The sequence below is a fragment of the Bacillus sp. HMSC036E02 genome (genome assembly GCF_001836235.1).
GTDB classification, from domain to species: domain Bacteria; phylum Bacillota; class Bacilli; order Bacillales; family Bacillaceae_G; genus Bacillus_A; species Bacillus_A cereus.
Window position 1 is genome coordinate 13430 of the sequence record NZ_KV827815.1, and the last position, 18388, is coordinate 31817.

The following is an 18388-nucleotide window of genomic DNA, read 5'->3' on the forward strand; positions in this document are numbered from 1 at the left end:
ACTATATGTATGTGATGAAGAAAGTTGTTGTTAAATAATCTCTTCTAATAGAAGTTTCACTTTATTACAGTGTACGGGGGAATGTGGAAATGTATGTCCAAATTTTTTGTAAGTAAGAAATCGCTATAATAATATATTTACGTAGTTGATCGAGTAAAGATAGGCATATAACTATTTTTGTAAAATAAATCGATTTTATTTCCATTCTGGAGAATCTTATCATAAAATGAGAGTACAAGAATCTATTGATTTGTCATATGAGTGGGGAATCCCTTCATAACAATTCTAAGCAGGAAGGGAGAGTTGTATTTTGGATATTGAAAGAATTAATGATCATACGATGAAATTTTTTATTACGTACATTGATATAGAGGATAGAGGATTTAATCGTGAAGAGATTTGGTATGATCGCGAACGAAGTGAAGAGCTCTTTTGGGAGATGATGGACGAAGCTCGTGATCATGATGATTTCTTTATTGATGGACCGTTATGGATTCAAGTGCAAGCAGTCGATAAAGGGATTGAAGTACTTGTCACGAAAGCAGAGCTTTCAAAAGACGGGCAAAAGCTGGAACTACCGATAGGGGTAGACAAAATTATAGATATTCCTCTAGATGAAGGCATCGAATCATTATTCCAACAAGAATTAGTCGAAGAGGTAGAAGAACAAACAGGAACAAACTTTAATGAAGATGGTACGTTTGGCTTTTTAATTAAGTTTAATGATTTTGAAGATGTCATTTCATTAAGTCATCGTCTTATCTTTGAAGATATAAAAGATGAGCTGTATTCATTTGAGAACCGCTATTATGTATATGTGGAATTCGATGAAGTGCTACATGATGAAGAAGAAATCGATCGTATTTTAAGTATTATTTTAGAATATGGGGAAGAATCAACTTTAACAATTCATCGTGTAAGTGAGTATGGAAAACAAATTGTGAAAGAGCATGCTCTTGAAACGATTCGCAATAATTTTCCTGCTAAAACGTAGGCCGATTTCTGTAGTATGAAATCGGCTTTTTATATGAAGAATAGGAAAGCTTTCTTAGTTAGGAGGTAAGAGATGAAAAATACGTTAAAGCTGATTTTCTTTATACTGCTATTGTTCGCATTATTTGTTTCGTTACGTATGTTTATTGATGTAGCATTTTATTCAGATGTGATTGGGATAAAAGATGTTTCGATTTTAGGTATTATCAGTATTTTATTTACAGTATCTGCGTTTTTAATTGGTTGCGTTATTTTCTTAGAAAATCGACATCCATCTAAAACACTTACATGGTTAATTGTTTTAGGAATTTTTCCGGTATTTGGATTCTTCGCTTATTTATTATTCGGACAAAATTTTCGGAGAAAAAGAATGTTCCAAAAGAAGGCGTTACTTGATGAACAAGCGTTTTTACAATATAAGGGGCATGAAGATTACGAAGAACGGATTTTACGCAATCATAAGCATCAAGAGCTGTTATTTCGTTTAGCGGATCGATTAGGTGCTTTAAATATTTCATTTCAAACTGAAACGAGGACATTAACAAATGGAGATGAAACGTTTCGGGCTATTTTAAATGGGTTAAAACGAGCGAAACATCACATTCATATGGAATATTACATTGTGCGTGATGATAAGTTAGGAACAGAAATTAAAGATATTTTAATACAAAAATCGAAAGAGGGCGTAGTCGTTCGTTTTTTGTATGATGCGGTTGGAAGTTTTAAATTATCAAAATCGTATATTGAAGAATTAAACGATGCAGGAGTCGAAATGATTCCGTTCTTCCCTGTACGCTTTCCGATTTTAAACGATAAAATTAATTATCGAAATCATCGAAAAATCGTTATTATTGATGGAAATGAAGGCTTTGTAGGTGGATTAAATATTGGTGATGAATATTTAGGGAAGGATAAGTACTTCGGCTTTTGGCGAGACACACATTTATATTTGCGTGGTGAAGCTGTACAAAGTTTGCAGCTTATTTTCCTTCAAGATTGGTTTTATATGACTGGTGAGGCTGTGCTAGCCCCTGAATATTTACAAGCGAAAGCAGTTGAGGGGGAGCATTGGGGAGGCGTGCAGCTTGTTGCAGGTGGGCCTGATAATAAATGGGAAACGATTAAGCATTTATATTTTGCCATGATTGCTTCTGCTCGGAAATCCATTTGGATTGCAACGCCGTATTTTATTCCGGATGATGATATTTTATCCGCATTAAAGGTTGCTGCACTTGCTGGTATTGATGTTCGTTTATTAATGCCGAGTAAACCGGATAAGCGTACTGTCTTTTACGCATCGAGATCTTACTTCCCAGAGCTTTTAGATGCAGGTGTAAAGATATATGAATATGAAAAAGGTTTTCTTCATAGTAAAGTTGTTATCGTCGATTCTGATTTAGCTTCAATTGGGACAGCTAATATGGATATGAGAAGTTTTCATTTGAATTTTGAAGTAAATGCCTTTTTATATGATACAGATAGCATTCGAAAACTTGTTCAAGACTTTAAAGATGATTTAGAAGAATCAAGTGAAATTCATGTTGATCATTTTCATAAAAGACGTCTTCATAGACGAATTGTTGAATCAACATACCGCTTATTATCACCTTTATTATAAAAAGAGATGTCCGAAATTGGGACATCTCTTTTTTAAAAGGAATTTGTAACAAATTGTAGAATATAAGGAGCTGAAAGGGTGTGATTACGATATTTATCGCTAAAAGAGAAAACGGAGAGAAAATTCATTTACTCTATAATTGTAATGAAAAGCTTTTGCGCCGTATGCGTCAACAAGAACGATTCTTTTGTGTAGCTTGTGGAAAGGAAGTGCAAATGAAATTAGGGAAACAAAAAAGTTGGCATTTTGCTCATAAAAAAGTGGATTCATGTCTTGCCTTTTATGAAGCGGAATCAACGTATCATATGCACGGTAAAGAATTGTTATATAGATGGTTCAAGCGTCAAAACTTTCAGGTGGATATAGAGTACTACCTTCCAGAAATTAAGCAACGACCAGATGTTTTTGTAGAGAGGGCGGGCAGAAAAATTGCAATTGAATACCAATGTGCAAACCTCGCTATAGAGCAGCTGTACAAAAGAACATATTCGTATTGGCAAGCTGGTATACAGGTCATTTGGATCGTTGGTGGAAATCAATTGAAAAAGCAATCTGCATATTGGATGAAATTTTCCTCACTTATGGCTTTCTCCTTACAATCTTATCCTCAGCCACTTCTTATTTTCTTCTGTCCGAAACAAAAATCATTTATGAAATGTGCATTTGTCACTCCCTTTTCTACAAATGTCTTTTTCTCACATACTATATATTTACCAACTGATACGACTACTTTTGAAATGCTTTTTTCTCTCGTTCCTTTCGGGAAAGAAAGATTGGGTGAAGAGTGGAAGAAGAGAAAGAACTACTTCCGCAAAAATGCCCTGCCGATTTGGAATTATAATTATAAGTCATTATTACGCCTCTTATATCAATTTAAATGTACCCCAGCGAGCTTTCCTTCTGAAATTGGTGTTCCACTCCCTTCTGGATTTGCTTTTCAAACAAACCCATTTATATGGCAAGCTTTTCTCTATATGAAGTGTATAGGGGAGCTTGCAGTGGGAGAGTGTATTTCTCTTCAATACGTGTGTAGTTATGTAAAAAGGTATACGAAAAGGCGGATACTTCCGTACTTTTCAAAGCATATATGGAAAGTGGCAGTTACTGAATATATGACATTTTTATGCTATATAGGTGTTTTGCGTAAAGTGGGAACTTATACGTACCGGAAAATAAGGGATGTCATGATGTTAAAAACAGAGGAGGAGATTATGAAACATGATGAGATTTGCTTAATACATGCGCTATCTTTATTTGAGGCAAATTTTAACATGAGAGGAGGAAAAGGGGATATAATAAAGAATGATTGTGAAGGAATTACATAAGAAAAAAACGAATTGTACTTAAGTAGAGATATTTAAAGGAGGGCTTAAAGAATGTCTGAACAAAACAAAGCGAAAGCATTACCAGATCGCAACGAGATTGAAGAAGCAAGTACGTGGCGATTAGAAGATATTTTCCAAACGGATGCAGAATGGGAAAAAGAATTTCAAGCTATTAAAGAGCTATTGCCGAAGTTAACTGAATTTAAAGGGAAACTTGGTGACTCTGCGGACAATTTACTTGAGGCATTGCAATATGAAGATGAAATATCAATGCGATTAGGTAAGTTATATACATATGCTCATATGCGTTACGATCAAGATACAACAAACTCTGTATATCAAGCATTAAATGATCGCGCAACAAATTTATATTCACAAGTATCTAGTAGCACAGCGTATATTGTTCCTGAAATTTTATCGATTTCAGAAGATACACTGCAAACATTCTTGAAGGAAAATAGAGATTTAAGTGTATATGAACATGCATTAGAAGAAATTACACGTCAACGCCCGCACGTATTATCAGAAGCTGAGGAAGCTTTATTAGCGGAAGCGTCTGAAGTAATGAGTTCATCAAGCAATACATTCGGTATGTTGAATAACGCGGATTTAAAATTCCCATCTATTAAAGGGGAAGACGGAGAAGAAATAGAAATTACACATGGCCGTTACATTCAGTTTTTAGAAAGTGATGATCCTCGTGTTCGCAAAGATGCATTTAAAGCTGTATATGAAACGTACGGAAAATTTAAAAACACATTCGCAAGTACGTTAAGTGGAGCAGTAAAACGTAATAATTTCAATGCGCGTGTTCGTAAATATGATTCTGCTCGCCAAGCTGCATTGAGCAATAATAATATTCCGGAAGCAGTATACGATCAACTCGTTGAAACAGTAAATGACAACTTACATTTATTACACCGTTACATCGATATTCGTAAGCGTGCACTAGGACTTGATGAGCTTCATATGTATGATTTATATACACCACTTGTACCAGAAGTGAAAATGAATGTGAAATACGAAGAAGCGCAAGACCTTTTATTAAAATCTTTAAACGTACTTGGTGATGAATATGTTGACATTTTGAAAGAGGCATATGAAAATCGCTGGGTAGATGTGTATGAGAATAAAGGAAAACGAAGCGGGGCATATTCATCTGGTGCATATGGAACAAATCCGTATATTTTAATGAACTGGCATGATAATGTAAATAATTTATTTACACTTGCTCATGAGTTTGGTCATTCGGTGCATAGTTACTATACAAGAAAAACACAACCGCACGTATATGGTGATTATTCCATCTTCGTAGCAGAAGTGGCATCTACTTGTAATGAAGCGCTTTTAAATGATTATTTATTAAAAACGACAGAAGATAAGAAAGAGCGTCTATATTTATTAAATCATTATTTAGAAGGGTTCCGTGGTACTGTATTCCGTCAAACGATGTTTGCAGAGTTTGAACATATTATTCATAAGAAAGTACAAGAAGGACATGCTGTCACGCCAGACATGCTAACGGAAATTTACTACGATTTAAATAAGAAATATTTCGGTGACGCTTTAGTAATCGACGAAGAGATTGGTTTAGAATGGTCTCGTATTCCACACTTCTACTACAACTATTACGTATATCAATACGCAACAGGATTTAGTGCAGCGACAGCTCTGTCTAAACAGATTTTAGAAGAAGGACAACCAGCAGTAGAACGTTATATTAACGAGTTCTTAAAAGCAGGAAGCTCTGATTATCCAATTGAAGTGCTGAAAAAAGCAGGAGTAGATATGGCATCTCCTGAACCAGTAAAAGAGGCGCTACAAGTATTTGAAGAGAAATTAAATGAATTAGAAGCATTATTATTTGAAGAAAAGTAATGAAAAAAGACGAGGGATTGTATCCTCGTCTTTTTTGTTGAATAGATTTAATGTCGATATTTGTTGAAGAGAAAGGTGGATTTGTTTGTTTTTTCTAACTGAAAGGATAGCTTTACGGCTGATTTTTGAAATTAAAACCCTTTGAATCGTTTTTTATAATTGAAATAAGAGAGTGTGATAACGATGATTCCGAATAAAAGAGGTAAGGCAATAATTTTAGGAAAAGCTTGTAGTAGAGAGAGGATGTACAAGAAAAAAGAAACGATGACAGCTAGAAAGAGAAGAGCAATATAAGATTTTTTCATAAATAAACCCCCTAAATGACCTTTTTTATAGCTTATTCAAAAATGAAAACGTTTAGAATGTGACAAAAGTGTGAAATTCGACAAAAGGGGTTGTCATCTGACGTCGAATCTTGTAGTATAATAAGCGTGAACGAATTCACATACAAACATATACCCCTTTGTTTGAACGTGAAAATTTCTCCCATCCCCTTTAATATTTTTATAAGCCGTAAAGAAGAAGACCTGGTGTTTACACCAGGTCTTTTTCTTTTGCTATCCATTTCCAATAACGTTCGCATTTTACTTCTATCATTTGTACTTTTCGTTTCAGTTGTAATTTTTTTAGTTCGCGTTCAATTTCTTGTTGCGGACAGTCATAAATAAATGCTACTTCTTTTGAAGATATAAATTGTGTTGCTTCTAGTAGCACTTCTAAAGGTGGTAATGGTTCTGGCTCAATTTCACATTTTACAAGTTCTTTCAATAATTGTACGTATACATCGTAGGAATAATTTCCAGCGATTTTAATACCTTCTTCATCTGAGTTCGCATGAAAAAAGACGAGGGAAGGTATTTCTGTAATATGCATTTCATTCGTGAATTTCAAGTCACATTGGAAAGCTTTTTTTGCACTAGCAGAATGTAGATCTTTTTTAAATTCTTCTACATCAATATTGCTATCTCTCGCACATGCAAGTAATAGTTCGCAATCAGGGTTTGATACATTTTCAAGGAAAATGTATTCTTGGAGTTTTCGCAAAAACTTCGAACCTGCTTTTCGGCCTTGCAACTCCGCTGCCTTAATTGCCATCGAAACTAAATATGGTGTTGACGATGCTTCTTGCATATGTACCTTTCCATCACATGAAAAACCTTGTAAACTGGTTGTCTTTTCCCACACAAATCGAATATTAGCAGGTTTATTCCATTTGTGTGAGGAAGCGTTCGTTCCATCCACTTTCCCTGTTACGATATGACGAATAGAGAAGTATTTCCCGTATTCAAGCCATAGTTTAATAATAAAAGGCTCAATTTCCCAGCAATCTTTACAAAGTGGATCAATAAATAAATATGCTTCTACAGACTTATGCTCGCATGCGGAAGGAGATGGCATATTTATATGCTTTGCTTCCTGCTTATCCATTACACTTCACCTGTTTCGTTTGGAGTATTAACCATATGCTGAGCGGTTAATGCTAAACGTTCAAAAACAAACTCTCTTATATGACCATGCACTCCAGTATCATCCATTGCTTGCTCCATACATGATAGCCAAGCCTCTGCTCGTTTTGGGGTAATCTCAAACGGGAGATGGCGTGCTCTTAACATAGGATGACCATGTTCTTCAGTGTACAAATTAGGACCACCTAAATATTGGGTTAAAAATTGCTTCTGCTTCCTAGCGGTTTCTGTTAAATCTTCCGGGAAGATGGGAGATAAGTCAGGGTGTTTACTGACATAGGAATAAAATGTATCTACTAATATTGCAATGCATTGTTCACCGCCAATTGCTTCAAATGGTGTCATCGGTTGCTTGCTCATCCTTTATAAACTCCTTTTTCCATGAAATGTATATCTATTGTAGCAATGGAATGTTCGAGAGGGCAAATAAACAGCCTTCTCAAAGATTCTTTGCTTATTCTACGGGTGTAACCTTTTTTAGTGAGATGTATCCACTAGTGAAACATATTCACTAGTGGAATTTTCACTTTAGCGTGCTTTGTTTTGTTTGGCAAGGAAAAAGCGTTTTACTTTGTTATTTGTATGGCGAACAGGTATGTTATGTTGCGTTAATAAATCAATAAATGTAGCTTTTCCTGTTTCTTCATCTTGCACTTCAAATTCAATTTCATAATCATCGTGATTGTAATAGAAACTATGATCAAAGACAAGCGTTCCGCCTTTAAATAATGTTTCTGCTCTTTCTGTTGTTAAACTACCCATATATGTTAAAGCAGAAACAGGAATTTGTAATTTGTGTAATTGATCTACTACTGCTCCTTGAATGATTGTGTTTGTTTCCATCATCATTTTTGCTTCATCTTCTGTTACGACTTGATGCGTTTCTAATAAACCGATTTCTGCAGGTTGTTTCAACGTTAACGTATAAGTTTCTCCTTTATGACGAATACGAAGTGCAGAGCCAGCTTCTTTTAACGAGAAGTCAGGTGTTTCAAAGTAGTGATTCACTTGTTTTGTAAATGCTTCAATAGAAAACGATTTACATAATGTATCGAATTCTTCTTTTGTAACGATATTTTTGAATTCAATTTCAATTTCTTGTGTCATTGTATAATCTCCTTTTGAAAAATAATTCTTTACACATTATCGCTTTTTCATAAATTTGGTTCAATGTTTTATTTGTTTGCGTCCATGTTATGATACAATAATACTGTTAAGTAAGACAGGAAGTTGAGATGGAGGAGTTAGAGCATGCAAAATAAAATCCAAGTTAAGAGCGTAGAAAAGAGAGAGAATGCTCTTATTTTTTGTGCGGAAAATAGTGAAATAGAGGTAAAGGAGTTAAGTGCACGTAATCATGTACTTGTAGACTCAGACAATTTATCATTTTTATATATCTTAGAAAACGAATCATCTTTCATTTATGTAAGTATTCCGCACACATGCTGGGAAGCAATGCATGAAGCGATGAATAACGATGTGGTTATGTTCGTTCGTGTGAATGAAATTGAAATGGAATTAGAAGGATTAAAAGAAGAAGTAGAATATTTAGTTGAAAATATTGAAGGTAATGCAAATTACGGAGAAGAACTAGTAACTGCTGTAGAAAAAGTATTTCTATAAGCAAATGGATTGATTTTGGTGGTGGTTGAAATGAATCGAAATTGGGAAGAATTTTTAGCACCTTACTACCAAGCGGTGGCAGAGCTGAAAGTGAAACTAAAAGGAATGCGTACTCAATTTACAATGTTAACAGAGCATTCTCCAATTGAGTTTGTAACAGGAAGGGTAAAGTCGGTTCCAAGTATTATTGATAAAGCGGAGAAGAGAAATGTACCGCTGAACCGGCTGAGAGAAGATATGCAAGATATCGCGGGCCTTCGAATGATGTGTCAATTTGTTGATGAGATTAAGCCTGTTGTAGAATATCTTCGCAAACGAAATGACTTTGAAATCGTGGAAGAACGTGATTATGTCACGCAGAAGAAAGATAGCGGTTATCGTTCTTATCACGTTGTCATTAGTTACCCAGTCCAAACGATTCAGGGTGAACAAAAAGTATTGGTAGAAATCCAAATACGCACGCTAGCAATGAATTTTTGGGCAACAATTGAGCATTCTTTAAATTATAAATATAGTGGACGTTTTCCTGAAGATATTAAAATACGCTTGCAACGCGCAGCAGAAGCAGCATTTTTATTAGATGAAGAAATGTCTTCTATCCGTCTTGAAATTCAAGAAGCGCAGAAAGCTTTTTCAAGAAAGCAAGAAACGAAAGATTCTGAATCATAAACTAAAGGGTGTTGTGCGATGAAATTTACAATTATGTCAAAGGGAGATCAATCATCAGATGCACTGGCAAGCACGATGAAAGAATACTTGCTAGATTTCGGATTTATAATGGATGAAAAGGAACCCGATATTGTAATTTCTGTTGGGGGAGATGGAACGCTTTTATATGCATTTCATCGTTATTATGATCGATTGGCTGAAACGGCATTTGTTGGTGTACATACAGGACATCTAGGTTTCTATGCAGATTGGTTACCGACAGAAGTAGAGAAATTAGTAATTGCAATTGCGAAAACACCATTCCAAGTGGTGGAATATCCGCTTTTAGAAGTTATTATTCGCTATGTGAATGGAAGTAAAGAGTCACAGTATTTAGCGATGAATGAGGCGACTGTAAAAAGTGCAGAAGGTACATTAGTAACAGAAGTAGAAATACGCGGAGAATATTTTGAAACATTCCGCGGAGACGGCCTTTGTATCTCTACTCCTTCAGGAAGTACCGCGTATAATAAAGCGCTTGGCGGAGCGATTATTCACCCATCTATTGAAGCGATACAAATTGCAGAAATGGCGTCCATTAACAATCGTGTATTTCGTACTGTAGGATCGCCGCTCGTATTGCCGAAGCATCATACATGTGTGTTAAAGCCAGCTGCAGGAATGAACTTACAAATTACAGTGGATCATTTAACGATGGTTCATCAAGATGTGAAATCAATCCAGTATCGCGTCGCAAACGAGAAAGTACGATTTGTTCGTTTCCGTCCATTCCCGTTCTGGAAACGAGTTCGTGACTCGTTTGTTGCAGATAAATAGAAAGGGTTATATATTTGAACAGATTTACATTGAAATGGGATATAGGGCCGGCTGAAGAGGGAACTTTAGTTAGGGAATTTTTGAAAACGAAAGGCATTTCTAAAGCCGCTTTAACGGATATAAAGTTTCACGGCGGGGCAATTGAAGTAAATGGTCAACATGCGAGTGTTCGTCATCAGTTGCGTGCTGGTGAAGAATTACGTGTCTTTTTTCCAGTTGAGGAAAGAAGTGAAGGGATGATGGCAGAAGATATCCCTTTAAGCATTGTATATGAAGATGACGCGGTTCTTATCATTAATAAAGAGGCGAACATGTCAACGATTCCGTCTAGAGAACATCCGACAAGGAGTGTTGCCAATGCGCTTTTATCTCATTATGATAAGCAGCACCTTGCAAGTACAGTGCACATCGTAACACGTTTAGATCGTGATACTTCGGGGCTTATGCTTATTGCAAAAAATCGTTTCGTGCATCATCTTTTATCGAAGCAGCATCAACAAAAAGCTGTGAAACGAACGTATGAAGCAATTGTTCACGGAAAGATTGTAGAACGAGAAGGAATGATTGATGCACCAATTGGTCGAAAATCTGATAGCATTATTGAGCGAACGGTTTGTGAGGATGGACAAAGGGCAGTTACTCATTTTAAGGTAATTGATAGTACATATCATAAGACACATGTAGCGCTTGAGCTTGAGACAGGAAGAACGCATCAAATTCGTGTGCATATGGCTCATATAGGACATCCGTTACTTGGTGATAGCTTATATGGAGGGAGAAGGGATGAAATGAAACGGCAAGCACTTCATAGTAAATCTTTGACGTTTTATCATCCTATTTTAGAGAAAGAGATGTCTTTCACTATAAAGCTTCCAAGCGATATGCAAGAAGTGTTGTGGCATACTTAAAAAGGGAACAAAATTCTTATATTATAAAGAATTTTGTTCCCTTTTTTCTTAGCGGAATAATATTAAAATTTGGTTTTCACCCGTACGCTTTATAACGAAAAATCCACTTTCGGCTTTTGTAGCAATGCCATTGTCATTTGGACGACAATATCCATGTGCTTCGCAAGTGCCGTCATCACGTACTAACATTTGTCCAATTAATCCGACAGGAAGCCACTCGGCGCGATCTTTTCTTGCTACATATTTGCAAGTTGGATCCCATTCTGTATTTAAAAGAGGTTGTATTTCTTCGGCTTCCGTCCATACATATTGGCGTTTTCCAAAGTTATCTGTTTTATAACGTTTTTGCCAACTTAAAGCCCCGCTATTTCCTATAAGGGCAGGGGTTGCACTAGATATTCCTAAAATGAACGAATCGCGTGAAGTAGCTATCCGAATTTTTTCTTCGTTACTAAATGTAACGAAATAACCGACATCAATAGGTTTATAACCTTCGGTTTCAAACATTTGTGCAAAATCCGTTCCGCTTGCATTGTAAGACGCGCCCTCAATGTACATTTCTCCATTATGAGCAAGCCATTTAGCCCCGATATTATGGTCGGTGTCGCTTACACCATTTGCAATAAACCAAGAATAAGCTTCTTCTGCAGTGCCGAAGCGCCCCATAATATGGCTACCTGCAAAATGAGCTGTTGATGTATGATGACCTTCCGCATGAGAAGAGGATCCGTTAGCGATAGTTGCGTTTCCTTCTGCGTGTGCTGCTTCGCCTAAAGCAATTGTCTGTTTACCCTCCGCATGAGAATAAGCCCCGCCTGCTGTCGTTTCACTTCCCTCACTATGCGAACTATGTCCAGTTGCTTTTGAGTTTGATCCTTCTGCATGAGAGAAAGAACCTTTTGCGTGTGTTAATAAGCCTTCCGCATGTGCTGCCATGCCCTCCGCATGAGAGTGAAGCCCCTCTGCATATGCATATCGGCCGCCCCTTTTAACTTTTGTATTTTCAGATGTAGGTGTCTCAATTATGAGGGGTTTTTCAGGTTGTATATCATTCGATGAAGCCAATGCCTCTTTTATTTTTTTTACTTTGTTTATAATAGCAGCTGGAATTTCTGGTTCCACTTTTTTATTTATTGCTACAGAAATATTTTCTTCCGTCTTTTCTTCTGCTTGATTAGAATGTATTACCTGTTCATCTTGATTTGAAAGCTGTTTATTTTTTTGTTGCATCTTTATTTTTCTGCGATCGATTATGCGGCTCATCACAGCATTTTCTAAAGAGACATATGTTGGTTTTACTTTGCTTTTTTTTGATGACTCTTGTTCTTCCAGTTCTTCTATCGCTGCAGCCCGAATACTACACCAGTTGTTAATTCCGTACATGGGCAGATATAAAGGGGGAAATTTTCTTTTTTGTTTAGAAGATTTTTTCTTCATTCTGTCACCTCCTGCGACATTATATGTAGTGTAATTAAAAAAAGATGCACTTTATTGCATCTTTTTTTAATTACTTTACCTAGTTTTATATGAGATCTGCCTAAATAATGCTAAGTAAGGTAGTTATGAAATTGGACGGAATTTCTCAGCGACAAAAGGTAAAGAAGAAGGGACAGAGATAGTCTCCATTTCAGGATAACGTAATCCGGTTAATTTGCCACCAAATACAGCACCAGTATCAATATTGACTGTCTGATTGACGAATCGAGGTTCTGCTACTGGTGTATGTCCATATACAATCCAAGCTTGCCCCTTGTATTCTTGCGCCCAATCGCGACGGACAGGTGAGCCATCGGCATGCTTTTCTCCTGTAATATCGCCATATAATACAAAGGTTTGTACTTTTTTATCTCGTCTTCCTATATAATCTTGCCGAATCCCAGCGTGACATACGATTACTCTTTTTTCATCTAGTATGTGGTAGAGCGGTGATTGTTCATAAAGAGTGATAAACTTTTCTTTTATAATGTTTTGCTTATTAGGAGGAAGTGCCTCATATTCAGCAACAGTTGTTTCAAGTCCGTGAGCGACTGTTACATTACGCCCAAGGAAAAATCGATATAGTTTATTACAGTGATTTCCAGGAGCGTAATAAGCTTCTTTTTTATGTATGACAAGTTCCCATACAATTTCAATCATACGTAATGAATGAGGACCACGGTCTGTAATATCGCCAACGAATGCAAGTTTACGTTGGTCAGGGTGAACCGGTAGACCGCTACTCCAGTTATATCCTAGCTTCTCTGTTAAATTTTGAAACTCTTGGAAGCATCCATGAATATCTCCTATAATGTCATATTTCATATTTAAACCTCCATCGTATTTTTCATTAGTATATCTAAAAAAGGATAGAGATAAAAATATAGCGTTTTTGTGTTGTTCATTTAAACATAAAGATTTTGGTTCTTGAGCGAACATTTAAAATGAATCCAATCGCAATCATGTATGTAAGCAGTGAACTTCCTCCGTAGCTCATAAGAGGTAATGTTATCCCTGTAATGGGAAGTAATCCGATTGTCATCCCGATATTTTGGAATACTTGGAAAGTAAACATTCCGATTGTACCAGCGCAAATGTAACTACCGAAAGGGTCATTACTTTCTAAAGCAATATGAATCATTCGAAAAATGAGTAAGAAAAAAAGAGAAATAATGACACTTGCGCCTAGAAATCCAAATTGTTCAGCGACATTAGTGAAAATAAAATCTGTATGTGGTTCTGGAAAATATACTTGTCCATTTTCCCACCCTTTTCCTTGCATTTCTCCGGATCCAGTCGCTAAGAATGCTTGTCTTAATTGATAGCCTTGTGCATCATATTTGTAAGGTGCTAACCATCCGTAGAAGCGATTTAATTGATATTCTTTTAAAATGTGTGCTTTAAAGAAATCTGTGTGAGTAAAAAAAATATATATTAATGTAGTTCCAGCAACGAAAGTAGCTGAAACTAATCCGAAAATAAAACGCCATCGTATGCCAGAAACTAGTATCATTGCTGCAAGCATCGCTGAAATGACCATTGTATTTCCTAAATCTGGTTCCTTTGCGATGAGTAGTAGTGGTGGCAAACTTGTTGCAAATATTTTTCCAAGTAGTAAAAAATCGTCATGTATTGTTTGGGAAAAATATTTCTCATTATGGTTTGCTATAATTCGTCCAATGACGATAATTAAAAATAATTTCATAATTTCAGAAGGCTGAAAATTTCCGATGCCTGGGAGCCTGTACCAAGCGGTAGCGCCTTTAATTGTAACGGCACCTGGTACTTGAAGTTCTAGTCCAATAAGTAGTACCATTGCAAAGCTGTACAAATACCAAGCAATTTTTTGATAACGATCGAAGTCGAGAATCATAATAACACCAATGGCTATAAATCCAATGAAATACCATTGGATTTGCTTTAGTACAAAATTGACGTTTTGTAAAAATGGCGGTAAAGAGGCTTGCGCACTTGCAATAGCACAACAACTAACAATCCCAATGGCAAATAAAATAAATAGTAATACGTAGTCTATTTGATATTGAGAATTTGGATCTTTCAATGTAGGTATTCCTTTCTACTGCTCTTTATAGTAATGGATTTTATCCCGCATTAATGGGCAGTAAGACCCCTACCTCAAAATTCAGCGAAAGCGAAGAAGTTAGGTGGGGGATCAACTGCCCGTAAAAGCCCGATTGGTGAGAGCTGATTAAAGTTTCACTTTATAGTATGAGAAAGAATGTATGAACTATACGAATGATTCACATATAGTCCATACACTTTTAATTTTGCAGAGTAGTTTAATTGTTTAACTCTTTAATAATTATATCCAAACAATGGGAAAGACGTACATGTGCGTCAGGAAAAATATCTAGTTGATGAAGATAGTATTTTAAGGAACTTTTACACCATTGGTAAGCACTAAGTAGAGCTGCTCTATAGTCTGTAGTATTTTGTAAAAAGCCATATTCTTTTGCTGTTATAACGAGGTGTGTGAAATCTTCACAACCTTGAAGGAGCTTATTGTGTATTTGTTGTCCAGCATGGTAGCGAAATTGACTTAAAGGCTCAGAAATGTATATTGCATTTCCTTTAGAAAGTAAAGAAATCCATGAGGCCATATCAACACTACAAGAATATTGTCGCTCTTTAAGGGTGCCAAAAGGTTCAGTGAGCAATTCCTTTCGGAACAAGGTAGTTGTAGGCTCACCGATAATGTTGTGTCCACCCTTTAACATCCAATTACCTAAAAATATCCCGTTTAATGGGGTGTCTTCACTATATAACCTTTGTGTTGGATGGGAATCACCTATTAGATTTCCATGATCATCAATGCGTACTCGATAAGAAGTAACAAGAGCAAGATTTTTATTGGGATCTTGCTCAAAATAGGTCATCATTTTTTGTATTTTATGCTTATAAAACACGTCATCGTCCATTAAAAAATTTATATACTCACCATTTGATTTTTCTATGAGCATAAGGTCATTGTGAAATTGTCCTAGAGTAGGGATATTTCGAATGTATGTTATATTTTTATAATTTGGTAAGTATTGTTCGCGTATTAAAGTTGCTGTTTCATCATTTGTACTATCATCTCCGATGATGATTTCAATATTAGAATAAGTTTGTGCCAATGCACTTTCTAGAGCAATTTTGAAATAATGAGGCCGATTATAAGTGGGAATAAGGATGGAAACGAGAGGTGGATTTTTTTCATTCATCATACATAACTTCCTTTCAGAAGCTTTTTTTTGTAAGAACAATATCTTGGTAACTTGTATATTCATGTCTGCCGCACCATAAACCGTAATGCGGCTTATTGATTATTTCTAGGCCGTACTTATTCAATAGATTGCAAATATCTGTCTCAGGATAAGCAACTGCGAAATTCGGAATATCTTTATTTACAACGTAGCAATTTTCGATTCGATGATAAAAACCTAATGTACTTTGTCCTGCATTTAAATAATAGGACGATTCAGGATTTATAAGAAAGAATGTAATGAAACATCTCCCGTCTTTTTTTAATACACGTACAATTTCAGATACGTAATGTTCTAATTCTTTTGGGAGAAGATGCGTAAATACAGAAGTTAAAAAGATAAAATCGAATGTCCCGTCTTCATAGGGGAAACGATATTGAGAGGCATCTTCTTTTCCTTCTGGATTATAGAATTGATTGTATATGTCAACATGTTCAAAGTGAAAATTATTACGCATAGTTGAAATGTTATTTTGACACCAAGTAATTCCATCTTTAAACAAATCAAATCCATAATACGCTCCATCATCATGTAAGTAATTCAATAATGGTACAGCCATTCGACCGACGCCGCAGCCTACATCTAATACTTTTTCATTTGGTTTTAAAGCGCCAATTTGAATAAAATGCTTTAGGAACTCTTTTCCAACTTTTTTGAAGTCGCCACCTACATATTGGACGAGTTCAGGAGGGGGGAGTAAAGTCATTTCTTTGTTAAGTTCACTCATGAGTATACCCCTTTCTTGTATGAGAAGATGCAGTAAATCTATTAATAAAATTTTCAATTTGTATTGAGAGAACACAGGAAAACAATTGTTATATGTAAGGAGATTCCGAAAAAGAATACTTAATTGGATTAGAAGTGAGAGAAGGATGAGTGAAAATGAAATCTCCTATAGATTAAATCTTTTTTATTCTTTTCTCCAATAAACGCCAAATACATCAATTTTAGTAATAGGGGCTTTTAAATTTCGTTGGTTTCTAAAGTCTGTCACAGCCTCAGCGCATGGCGGTAGCCCGTAGTCATCGATAATTATATAGCCACCTTTAGAAACTTTATCATATAAGTTCACGAGACCATCCATTGTGGATTCGTACATATCACCATCAAGCCGTGCAATTGCTATTTTTTCAATTGGTGCTGTTGGTAAAGTATCTTTAAACCAGCCTTTTAAAAATTTCACTTGATCATTTAGTAAATCATATTTTTTGAAATTCTCTTGTACTTGTTCTAAAGAGACGCGTAAGTAATCGAATGTGTGCAAATAATCACCGTAATCTTTTGGATATTGTTCTAGATTCGGTGCTGGCAAACCTTCAAATGAATCAGCGACCCACACATTACGATTCGTAATGTTGTTTGCTTGTAAAAAACCATTCATAAAAATGCACGATCCTCCGCGCCATACACCTGTTTCAATAAAATCTCCCTCTATATTTTCACGAACAACGGTTTCCATCGCCTCTTGTAATTGGTTCATACGTTCTCGACCGATCATGCTATGTGCTGCTCTTGGCCAATCCATTCCATCATGGCGTTCACTTTTTGAAACATTTGGTTTTACAATTTTTAAGTTATGGTTTTCAGCATATTGTTTAATGAATAAAGGGAGGGGGACTGTAACTGGCTCGAATTCTAGTTCTTTTGAAATATGTAGAGATGCGGGTAAGTATGCCTCATATTCTAACCATATTTCAAATAAAATGGTCTTCTTTAGCAATTCGAGATAAAGCTGAACAGCAGATTTACTTTCCATATTTGTGCCTCCTGCAAAATGTCATACAACAATATGATTATGTAGATAGCGAATGTTTCATGATTGAATTTGAAATTGAAAAAGCAGTAAAACTGATATCAGTTTTACTGCTAAGTAAAAAATTAAGCGATTTTTTCAATAATAATAGATGCATTTGTACCAACAGCTAATGATAGCCCAAGCCCTGTAACGATTACTTCAATTAATGATGGAGTTGTCGTAATTTGCGTAATTGCTTGAACAACGATAGGTGCTCCAACTGAGATTAAAGTGGCCCCAGTACCTGGAACAGATACCCCATTTACTTGGATTGTAAGTCCTCCTAATAGACTTACTGCTGCAGTGTATACGATAACGGTAATTTTATAGAATCCAGTTTGACTAATTACGAAAGTATCAGGATCTAATTGAGAAATTGCTGTACCAAACTGAGATCCAACAGTATTAAATGGTACTGGAGCATTAAGTCCAATATCCAAAGAAATCCCAGCGGAGTTAAATGCATACAATCCTGCTGGAAGCCCTAGTCCAGATGGTCCAGTCGGTCCAGTCGGTCCAGTAGCCCCAGTCGGCCCCGTAGGTCCAGTAGCCCCA

The 18388-nt window shown here is 36.0% G+C and carries 18 protein-coding genes and 1 pseudogene; 8 read left to right on the forward strand and 11 right to left on the reverse strand.

The annotated features are described in order from the left end of the window. Positions 1–310 precede the first annotated feature (310 nt). From mecA to pepF, 4 genes are all read left to right on the forward strand, one after another. On the forward strand, positions 311–994 hold the full coding sequence (gene mecA, locus HMPREF2590_RS04305) for an adaptor protein MecA (protein WP_000350716.1): 684 nt from the start codon (positions 311–313) through the stop codon (positions 992–994). 72 nt (positions 995–1066) lie between these two features. Then, positions 1067–2611 carry a cardiolipin synthase gene (locus tag HMPREF2590_RS04310; protein ID WP_000799193.1) on the forward strand — a complete coding sequence of 515 codons (1545 nt, stop codon included), beginning with the start codon at positions 1067–1069 and terminating at the stop codon, positions 2609–2611. An 80-nt stretch (positions 2612–2691) separates the two neighbouring features. After that, on the forward strand, positions 2692–3936 hold the full coding sequence (locus HMPREF2590_RS04315) for a competence protein CoiA (protein ID WP_000628327.1): 1245 nt from the start codon (positions 2692–2694) through the stop codon (positions 3934–3936). A gap of 51 nt (positions 3937–3987) precedes the next feature. Beyond that, positions 3988–5814 carry an oligoendopeptidase F gene (gene pepF / locus HMPREF2590_RS04320; RefSeq protein ID WP_000003348.1) on the forward strand — a complete coding sequence of 609 codons (1827 nt, stop codon included), beginning with the start codon at positions 3988–3990 and terminating at the stop codon, positions 5812–5814. 131 nt (positions 5815–5945) lie between these two features. Here the strand turns inward: pepF and HMPREF2590_RS30275 are convergent, their stop codons facing one another. From HMPREF2590_RS30275 to HMPREF2590_RS04340, 4 genes are all read right to left on the reverse strand, one after another. Then, entirely contained in the window at positions 5946–6119 is a 174-nt protein-coding gene (locus HMPREF2590_RS30275) for a hypothetical protein (protein WP_000750355.1), read from the reverse strand. 229 nt (positions 6120–6348) lie between these two features. Further along, positions 6349–7242 (reverse strand): ClpXP adapter SpxH family protein, encoded by an 894-nt coding sequence (locus HMPREF2590_RS04330; protein ID WP_000360656.1) that lies wholly within the window; start codon positions 7240–7242, stop codon positions 6349–6351. Continuing rightward, a complete protein-coding gene (locus HMPREF2590_RS04335) occupies positions 7242–7640 on the reverse strand; it encodes a globin domain-containing protein (protein WP_000043386.1) in 399 nt (132 codons plus the stop codon). The genes HMPREF2590_RS04330 and HMPREF2590_RS04335 overlap by 1 nt, the downstream gene beginning before the upstream one ends. Positions 7641–7808: 168 nt before the next feature. Then, the gene (locus HMPREF2590_RS04340) at positions 7809–8387 is read right to left on the reverse strand and encodes a CYTH domain-containing protein (protein WP_000191123.1); all 579 of its coding nucleotides are present in this window, start codon (positions 8385–8387) and stop codon (positions 7809–7811) included. Positions 8388–8531: 144 nt separating this feature from the next. Here HMPREF2590_RS04340 and HMPREF2590_RS04345 point away from each other — a divergent pair, with 144 nt between their 5' ends. From HMPREF2590_RS04345 to HMPREF2590_RS04360, 4 genes are read left to right on the forward strand one after another with little or no spacing between them, the layout of a single operon-like run. Further along, entirely contained in the window at positions 8532–8903 is a 372-nt protein-coding gene (locus HMPREF2590_RS04345) for a UPF0738 family protein (protein WP_001180004.1), read from the forward strand. A 30-nt stretch (positions 8904–8933) separates the two neighbouring features. After that, complete coding sequence (yjbM, locus tag HMPREF2590_RS04350) at positions 8934–9572, forward strand: GTP diphosphokinase (RefSeq protein WP_001081490.1); 639 nt, start codon at positions 8934–8936, stop codon at positions 9570–9572. Between the two features lie 18 nt (positions 9573–9590). Continuing rightward, on the forward strand, positions 9591–10388 hold the full coding sequence (locus tag HMPREF2590_RS04355; RefSeq protein WP_000673182.1) for an NAD kinase: 798 nt from the start codon (positions 9591–9593) through the stop codon (positions 10386–10388). Positions 10389–10402: 14 nt separating this feature from the next. Next, the gene (locus tag HMPREF2590_RS04360; protein ID WP_001079138.1) at positions 10403–11296 is read left to right on the forward strand and encodes an RluA family pseudouridine synthase; all 894 of its coding nucleotides are present in this window, start codon (positions 10403–10405) and stop codon (positions 11294–11296) included. Between the two features lie 48 nt (positions 11297–11344). Here HMPREF2590_RS04360 and HMPREF2590_RS04365 read toward each other — a convergent pair whose 3' ends face one another. From HMPREF2590_RS04365 to bclA, 7 genes and pseudogenes are all read right to left on the reverse strand, one after another. Further along, a complete protein-coding gene (locus HMPREF2590_RS04365) occupies positions 11345–12733 on the reverse strand; it encodes a peptidase G2 autoproteolytic cleavage domain-containing protein (RefSeq protein ID WP_000730515.1) in 1389 nt (462 codons plus the stop codon). Positions 12734–12856: 123 nt separating this feature from the next. Then, on the reverse strand, positions 12857–13597 hold the full coding sequence (prpE, locus tag HMPREF2590_RS04370) for a bis(5'-nucleosyl)-tetraphosphatase PrpE (protein ID WP_000872694.1): 741 nt from the start codon (positions 13595–13597) through the stop codon (positions 12857–12859). A gap of 76 nt (positions 13598–13673) precedes the next feature. Continuing rightward, positions 13674–14834, reverse strand: coding sequence for an FtsW/RodA/SpoVE family cell cycle protein (locus HMPREF2590_RS04375; protein WP_000654704.1), 1161 nt, complete (start codon positions 14832–14834; stop codon positions 13674–13676). 238 nt (positions 14835–15072) lie between these two features. Continuing rightward, positions 15073–15999 carry a glycosyltransferase family 2 protein gene (locus HMPREF2590_RS04380; RefSeq protein ID WP_002004643.1) on the reverse strand — a complete coding sequence of 309 codons (927 nt, stop codon included), beginning with the start codon at positions 15997–15999 and terminating at the stop codon, positions 15073–15075. Between the two features lie 13 nt (positions 16000–16012). Beyond that, a complete protein-coding gene (locus tag HMPREF2590_RS04385; protein WP_001292836.1) occupies positions 16013–16765 on the reverse strand; it encodes a class I SAM-dependent methyltransferase in 753 nt (250 codons plus the stop codon). 183 nt (positions 16766–16948) lie between these two features. After that, positions 16949–17794 carry a TylF/MycF family methyltransferase gene (locus HMPREF2590_RS04390; protein ID WP_000444386.1) on the reverse strand — a complete coding sequence of 282 codons (846 nt, stop codon included), beginning with the start codon at positions 17792–17794 and terminating at the stop codon, positions 16949–16951. Between the two features lie 122 nt (positions 17795–17916). After that, positions 17917–18388 (reverse strand): annotated as a pseudogene (bclA, locus tag HMPREF2590_RS04395) (collagen-like exosporium glycoprotein BclA); the annotation flags it as partial.